Raw genomic sequence first — 6,440 nt, forward strand, 5'->3', positions numbered from 1 at the left:
CTACAGTGGATTTGTGACGCAAACAATTTCTGTAGGAGCCGAGCTTGCTCGCGAAGAGGCCCTTAGGGCCGCCCACGCTCGTCGGCGCTCGACACATCCTGCAAAAAATCAGTAGTCACCAACCCAAAGCCGCATTAGCTTAGACGTCTGTCACGAGTCTGAGTCGAGGTGTGCAATGGAGCTTCAAACATGGCTGGCGTTTTTTGCCGCCTGCTGGGTGATCAGCCTTTCTCCCGGTGCCGGCGCCATTGCGTCGATGTCCAGCGGTCTGCAATACGGTTTCTGGCGCGGCTACTGGAACGCACTGGGCCTGCAACTGGGCCTGGCGCTGCAAATTGCCATCGTCGGCGCCGGTGTGGGCGCGATCCTCACTGCCTCGGCCACGGCTTTCTACGCGATCAAATGGTTCGGTGTGGCCTATCTGGTCTACCTCGCCATCAAGCAATGGCGCGCGCTGCCCAGCGACATGAGCGATGACGCGGCCGTCCGCCAGATCGGCAAGCCGATGGCTTTGGTGTTCCGCGGCTTCCTGGTCAACGTCAGCAACCCCAAGGCACTGGTGTTCATGCTCGCGGTACTGCCGCAGTTCATCGATCCGCACGCACCGCTGCTGATCCAGTACCTGATCATCGGCGTGACCATGATCTGCGTCGACCTGATCGTCATGGCCGGCTACACCGGCTTGGCCTCCAAGGTGCTGCGCATGCTGCGCACGCCGAAGCAGCAGAAACGCATGAACCGTACCTTCGCCGGGCTGTTCATTGGCGCGGCGGCATTCATGGCGACGTTGCGCAAAGCGGCGGTCTGAAGCGTCGGGCACAAAAAAAGGCGACCTTTGAGGTCGCCTTTTTCATTTCAAGCCGAGCACGAAACCTGTAGCAGCTGGCGAAGCCTGCGTCCGGCTGCGCAGCAGTCGCAAAACCTGAGTGCGCGATTTCCCTGGCACACCGCGCTGGCTGATTTCACGACTGCTTCGCAGCCGGACGCAGGCTGCGCCAGCTGCTACAGGTCCTGCGCTGGCTTGGTTAGCGCAGGATAACCGGCGCCGTATCCCGCGGCAGGTTGTTACGCAACGGCGCCTGCCCAGGCTGCTCGTAGCCGCCGCCAAGCTGCTGGCTCAGTTGCGCCGCCACATCCTCACCCAGCGCCTTGGAAACCTCGCGAACCACCCGTGGGCGGTTCAGCGAAACCTTGATATCGCGACCGTTCACCAGTTTGGTGTCCTGGCCTTCGCCCATCGCCGTGAAGGCCGAGGTGATTTCATAGGTCCGGGTGTTGATCAGGCTGAAATCGGCCACGAGGGTCAGCGCCAGCACCGCCGAATGGCTGTCGGTGTTGGCCAGTTCGGTCACGTCGCGGGTGAAGTCGATGTCCGAGACGGTACCGAACAGCACGTAGTCGGCGCCCTTGAAGTTGCCGGCCTTGATCCGCTTGATCACGTCATAGACGTCACCCTTGGATGAAGCGGTGTAAGGCGTGCCCTGCACCAGCTGGAACATGCCGGTGCGCAGCATTTCACCCTTGATGTCGCCGGTGAATTTACGCAGCTCACCCTGCTCGATGTAGCTGCTGGTGGCTTCGATTTCGTTGTAGCTCGAAGAGCCGCTGGCGCTGTAGTGACTCGCCTGAAAGTTGTTCTGGGCCGAGACGATGTGGATGTACTGCTCCACGCGCTCCTGGTACGCCAGGTCTGTCACTGCGACTTTCGGGGCCGCCTGCGCGCTGAACGCGCAAGCCAGGGCCATCATGCCAATCCATGTGCGCATCGATTAACGCTCCGTGGTTTTGCGGATCTCTTTCTCGTCCATCCACTCGGCCAGACCGCTTTCGACGTCGATCAATTGCAGGCTGAATTTGTAGAAGACATCCTTATAGTCGCTGCTGCGCTTGACGATCGAGCTGATCGAGCCTTCCAGGCGGTACTTGGCGGCAACCATGTTGCCGGTCTTGGCCACGGTGCTCTTCTTGTACAGACCGCTCTGGTTCTGCAGTTTCAGTTGGTCGACCTGGCTCTGCATCTGGGTGTTGTCGCTGGCGAAGCGGGCGGTGCCGGACTTCATCAGCTGAGTCTTGATGCTGGTGGTGATTTCGCGGGTGTCGATGTACTCGCTGGTCTTGTTCTTCACGTCATAGACCTGAACCACCGGACGGCCCTGCAGCGTGCCCGACTGGGCCAGGGAACGGGTCATGGACTCGGCGATCATTTGCAGGTCGGTCGAACCGAACTCGTTGGTGACGGTTTCAACGGCCTTGGTGTCGCCGTAGCTGATGTTCTTGCTGCCCAGGGTCGGCGAGGTGTTGGCGCAACCGCTGGCGAGCAGGGCGAGGACGGCGATGCAGGAAAAGCGTGCAAACATGGGAATGCTCTCTGAAACGGAAATAGGGGGTTGGCTCAAGGCGTCTTGATTTCCAGACGGAAATCCACGGCTTTGGCAGTCGGCGCGATGGCCTGGATGAAGCTGGTCTGTTCGCCGTACATCATCTGGCTTTTCCAGACTTCCTCTTCGGCAATCGGGAAGCCTTCAGGGCCGAGCCAGGCAAAGCGGTAGTAGAAGGTCTTGTTGTTGTAGCTGGTGTTGCTCAGCTGCGCATTGACCGTCATGAAGCCGTTTTCCCGGGCCACGCGCATGGCGCCGACCACGATGTTCTTGAGCTTGCCCATGGCCACGACTTTGCTGGCGGCGCTGCCCGGCTCAGGTGGTGGCGGGGTTGCGCAGCCGGCCAACAGGGCCAGGCCCAGGACGGCGATGAATTTGAAACGCATGCGAAGACTCCGTTCTTAAGGTTTGGCGAGGCTGGCGACGGTGGTTGCACTGGCGCTCGGGATCACATGGGCGGCGACGCCGCTGGCGAATACCTGATTGCCCACGGCGCGCAGGCTGATGACCTGGTAGCGCTGATCGACAGTGACTTTCACCGTCGTGCCACCGACGGCGTTCGGCAGCGCGATCTGGTGCTCGCCCTTCTTCAGGCGCAGGCGCACCACTTGGGTGTTATCCGGCAGCGTGCGCCACGTACGGGTATCGGCACCTTCGAGCACCGCTGAAGTGATACCGACCGCCAGGCCTGCCAGCGGGTTGGTTTCGTTGATCTTCTTCTGCGCCACGCCACGGGTGACCGCGCGCACGGTGGTGCGCACGATGATGCCCGGCATGTCGTCACGCAGGGCGCGCTGGGACATGGCGGTGGTGCTGTTGAGTTGAGTCAGATTCATTTGCTGACCGTCCACGCCGATCTGGGCGAAGGAGGCAGTGGAGGTGTCGGGCTTGATGATCGGGAACGACAACGGGGTGATCACCACGTTGCCGCTGATCGGCAGAGGCAGCGGCACGCGGATCGAGTCCCGGGCCGGCGCCAGGCCGCTCTGCACCACGATCAGGATGTCGCTGTCTTCATCCTTGGCGCTTTTCTTGTCCAGATCCTTCAACGCCTGCTCCAGCAGCGGAGTATTCGGGCGCAGTTCGGCGGCCTTGCGATAGCCCGGCGCGGCCAAGTCTTTCTCACCCAGGGCTTCATAGACGAAACCGGCCAGGTAATGACTGAACGCACTCTGGTAGCTGTTCTTCAGGTTGACCACTTCCGGCGCATCGAGGCTGGCGACCGGGTAACCCTGCAAATCCTTGTACTGAGTGGTGATGCCTTCCTTCTCGGCCTCTTCCTCACTCTTGAGGTATTCCTTGTCGCGCAGATCGGCGATCACCGCTTCGCGCTCGTGGGTTCTCTTGATCGCGGTACGGGCGCCGTCGAAGTCATTCAGTGCCAGCAGATTGAGGGCCATTTGCGTGGTCAGCATGACTTTTTCGTAGTCGTAGCCTTCGTAGCGACGAACCTTGTCGTTGACCAGGAAACTGCCGAACTGGGCCAGGTACTTGGCGGTGTCGAGCTTCACCGAATCTTCCCACTGCCCCACCACCTGATCGGCGCTGGTCCAGGCGTTCTGGCTGCCGGACAAGTCGCCCTTGGCGCGCAGCAACTCACCTTTCTCGAAGTAATAGAGCAGGTCTTTGTTTTCGCCGGTGTTGTTCTTTTCCAGCAGGGTCAGGGCGGCATCGACGTTGCCGGAGGCCAGTTGCTGGTTGGTCTGAGCCAGTTCGGAATCGTAGTTGCGAAAGGCCGAACAGCCGGAAATCAAAGTGACGGCGCTGAGCGCGATCGCGGTAAGGGCGCGGGAGGCCATAACGGTGCTTCTTCCCTGAATGAATGCAGCCGCAGTCGCTGGTCGGGCTGTTGGGACCTACTGGCAGGTGGTCCGGCTTCCTGCCAGTTCCTCGTGAGAGGAGCTTTGATGCCGCGTCGTCAGAACGAGGGCTGCGCATTATAGACAGGGATGGTGGCCATGTAATGGCTTATTAATGGCTATTTCAGCTGCCGTGCCACTATCTCGAAAAAATCAGCAGCGGCTGAACTCCATAACAAAGCTTGAGTGAAAATCATTGAGAGGGAACAATATGTTACTTCGTGTTTCCAAATGAGATTCATTCATGATTGCCCCCTCCCGTTTCCTGGCCTGGCTGGTCGCGCCGGTGTTCGCCCTATGCAGTCTCAATCTGCTGGCCGACACGGTGGAAGGCGCGCCGCAAGCACTGCATCTGCTCGACTACATCGGTGCGGACTACCCGCAAGCAGTGCAGGCAGGCGAGGTCGTCAACGAGTCCGAATACCGTGAGCAACTGGAGTTCGTCCAGGCGTTGCAAGGCCTGGTGAGCGCCATGCCGGCCAAGCCGGAAAAAGCCGCTCTGGAGCAGGGCATCACCACCCTTCGCGGTGCGATCACTGACCGTCAAGACGGTGCGGATGTCGCCCGTCAGGCACGACAATTGGGCGCGAAACTGGCGGTGGCCTATGAAGTCAGCCAGGCGCCGATCATCACTCCGGACCCGACCCGTGGCGCGCCGCTGTATGCGCAGCACTGTTCGGTGTGTCACGGCGATGCCGGCGCGGGCGATGGCCCGGCGGGTGTCGGGTTGACGCCGCCACCGGCCAATCTGCGCGACAACGCGCGTCTGGATCACCTGAGCCTGTATGCGATCTACAACACCCTGGGGCTGGGTGTTGAAGGGACCGACATGCCGGCTTTCGCCGATCAGCTGGACGAGCGTCAGCGCTGGGACTTGGCGACCTATATCGCCAGCTTCAGTGCCGACGCGGCTGCTGCCGGCGGCGACAAGGTCTACAACATCGCCGACCTGGCCCGTCAGACGCCGGCCGAAGTGCAGGCGGTCGATGGCCCGCAGGCGGCTGCGGTGTTCCGCGCGCAGCGGGCGCAACCGCCGCAGGTCAAGCGTGGCCCGGCGCAGTTGCTCGATTACACCGCCGCGACCCTGGACAAGAGTCTCGCGGCCTACCGTGCCGGCGACCACGATCAGGCCTATGACCTGTCGGTGGCGGCGTACCTGGAAGGCTTCGAGCTGGTGGAAAGCTCGCTGGATAACGTCGACGCCAACGTGCGCAAGGACACGGAAAAATCGCTGATGGCCTTCCGTCAGTCGTTGCAGGATGGTTTGCCGATCGAGCAGGTCGAACAGCGTCTGGACGTGGCCAAGGCCGGATTGAAGACCGCCGCCGGCCTGCTCGGCAGCGATGGCTTGAGCTGGTCGCTGAGCTACATTTCCGGCCTGTTGATTCTGCTGCGTGAAGGTCTGGAAGCGATTCTGGTGCTGGCGGCGATTCTGGCGTTCCTGCGTAACACCGGCCAGCAGTCGGCGGTGCGCAGCGTCAACGTCGGCTGGGGCCTGGCGCTGTTGGCCGGCCTGGGCACCTGGGCGCTGGCGGCGTATGTGATCGATGTCAGCGGCTCGCAACGTGAATTGCTCGAAGGCGCGACGGCGCTGTTCGCCAGCGTCATGGTGCTGTGGCTGGGCGTGTGGATGCACGACCGTCGGCATGCCGCGGCCTGGCAGGACTACATCAAGAGCAGCCTGGTGGGCGGCGGCGGACGTTTCGGTTTTGCGATCCTGGCGTTCTTCTCGGTGTATCGCGAGCTGTTCGAAGTGATTCTGTTCTACGAAACCCTGTGGCTGCAGGCAGGTCCTGCCGGTCACGACGCGGTACTGGCCGGCGGTGCGACGGCGCTGGTGCTGTTGTTCGGCCTGGCGTGGGTGATTCTGCGCGGCTCGGCGAAACTGCCGTTGACGCTGTTCTTCAGCATCAACGCCGCTCTGTTGTGCGCCTTGTCGGTGGTGTTCGCCGGACATGGCGTGAAGGCGCTGCAGGAAGCGGGCATCTTCGGCACGCGGCCGGTGCCGTTCTTCGAGTTCGACTGGCTGGGGATTCATGCCGATGCGTATTCGCTGAGCGCGCAGGCGGTGGCGATCATTGCAATTGTGGTGCTGTATGGCCGCAGTTGGGTGGCTGAGAAGCGGCGGGTGCAGGTCTCTTAAACAGCATTCGCTTCGCTCATAATCGCGGGCAAGCCCGCTCCCACAAGGTTAGTGTTGGAC

The 6,440-nt window shown here is 61.5% G+C and carries 6 protein-coding genes; 2 read left to right on the forward strand and 4 right to left on the reverse strand.

All coding sequences use genetic code 11. From position 1 onward, the window contains the following. Positions 1-175 precede the first annotated feature (175 nt). Positions 176-808 (forward strand): homoserine/homoserine lactone efflux protein, encoded by a 633-nt coding sequence (gene rhtB / locus ACW9JE_RS27490; RefSeq protein WP_175379611.1) that lies wholly within the window; start codon positions 176-178, stop codon positions 806-808. A gap of 217 nt (positions 809-1,025) precedes the next feature. Here rhtB and ACW9JE_RS27495 read toward each other — a convergent pair whose 3' ends face one another. From ACW9JE_RS27495 to ACW9JE_RS27510, 4 genes are read right to left on the reverse strand one after another with little or no spacing between them, the layout of a single operon-like run. Next, the gene (locus ACW9JE_RS27495) at positions 1,026-1,766 is read right to left on the reverse strand and encodes a penicillin-binding protein activator LpoB (protein ID WP_224537743.1); all 741 of its coding nucleotides are present in this window, start codon (positions 1,764-1,766) and stop codon (positions 1,026-1,028) included. 3 nt (positions 1,767-1,769) lie between these two features. Continuing rightward, positions 1,770-2,357, reverse strand: a complete 588-nt coding sequence (gene lpoB / locus ACW9JE_RS27500) for a penicillin-binding protein activator LpoB (protein WP_224537745.1) — start codon at positions 2,355-2,357, stop codon at positions 1,770-1,772. 35 nt (positions 2,358-2,392) lie between these two features. Further along, the gene (locus tag ACW9JE_RS27505; protein ID WP_224537746.1) at positions 2,393-2,764 is read right to left on the reverse strand and encodes a YcfL family protein; all 372 of its coding nucleotides are present in this window, start codon (positions 2,762-2,764) and stop codon (positions 2,393-2,395) included. A gap of 15 nt (positions 2,765-2,779) precedes the next feature. Further along, positions 2,780-4,177 (reverse strand): COG3014 family protein, encoded by a 1,398-nt coding sequence (locus ACW9JE_RS27510; protein WP_457434551.1) that lies wholly within the window; start codon positions 4,175-4,177, stop codon positions 2,780-2,782. Positions 4,178-4,481: 304 nt separating this feature from the next. On the opposite strand from ACW9JE_RS27510, the gene ACW9JE_RS27515 reads away from it, so the two are divergent. Beyond that, a complete protein-coding gene (locus ACW9JE_RS27515) occupies positions 4,482-6,380 on the forward strand; it encodes an FTR1 family protein (RefSeq protein ID WP_457434552.1) in 1,899 nt (632 codons plus the stop codon). The last annotated feature ends 60 nt before the right edge of the window (positions 6,381-6,440 follow it).

This window comes from Pseudomonas sp. SDO55104_S430 (assembly GCF_054070595.1).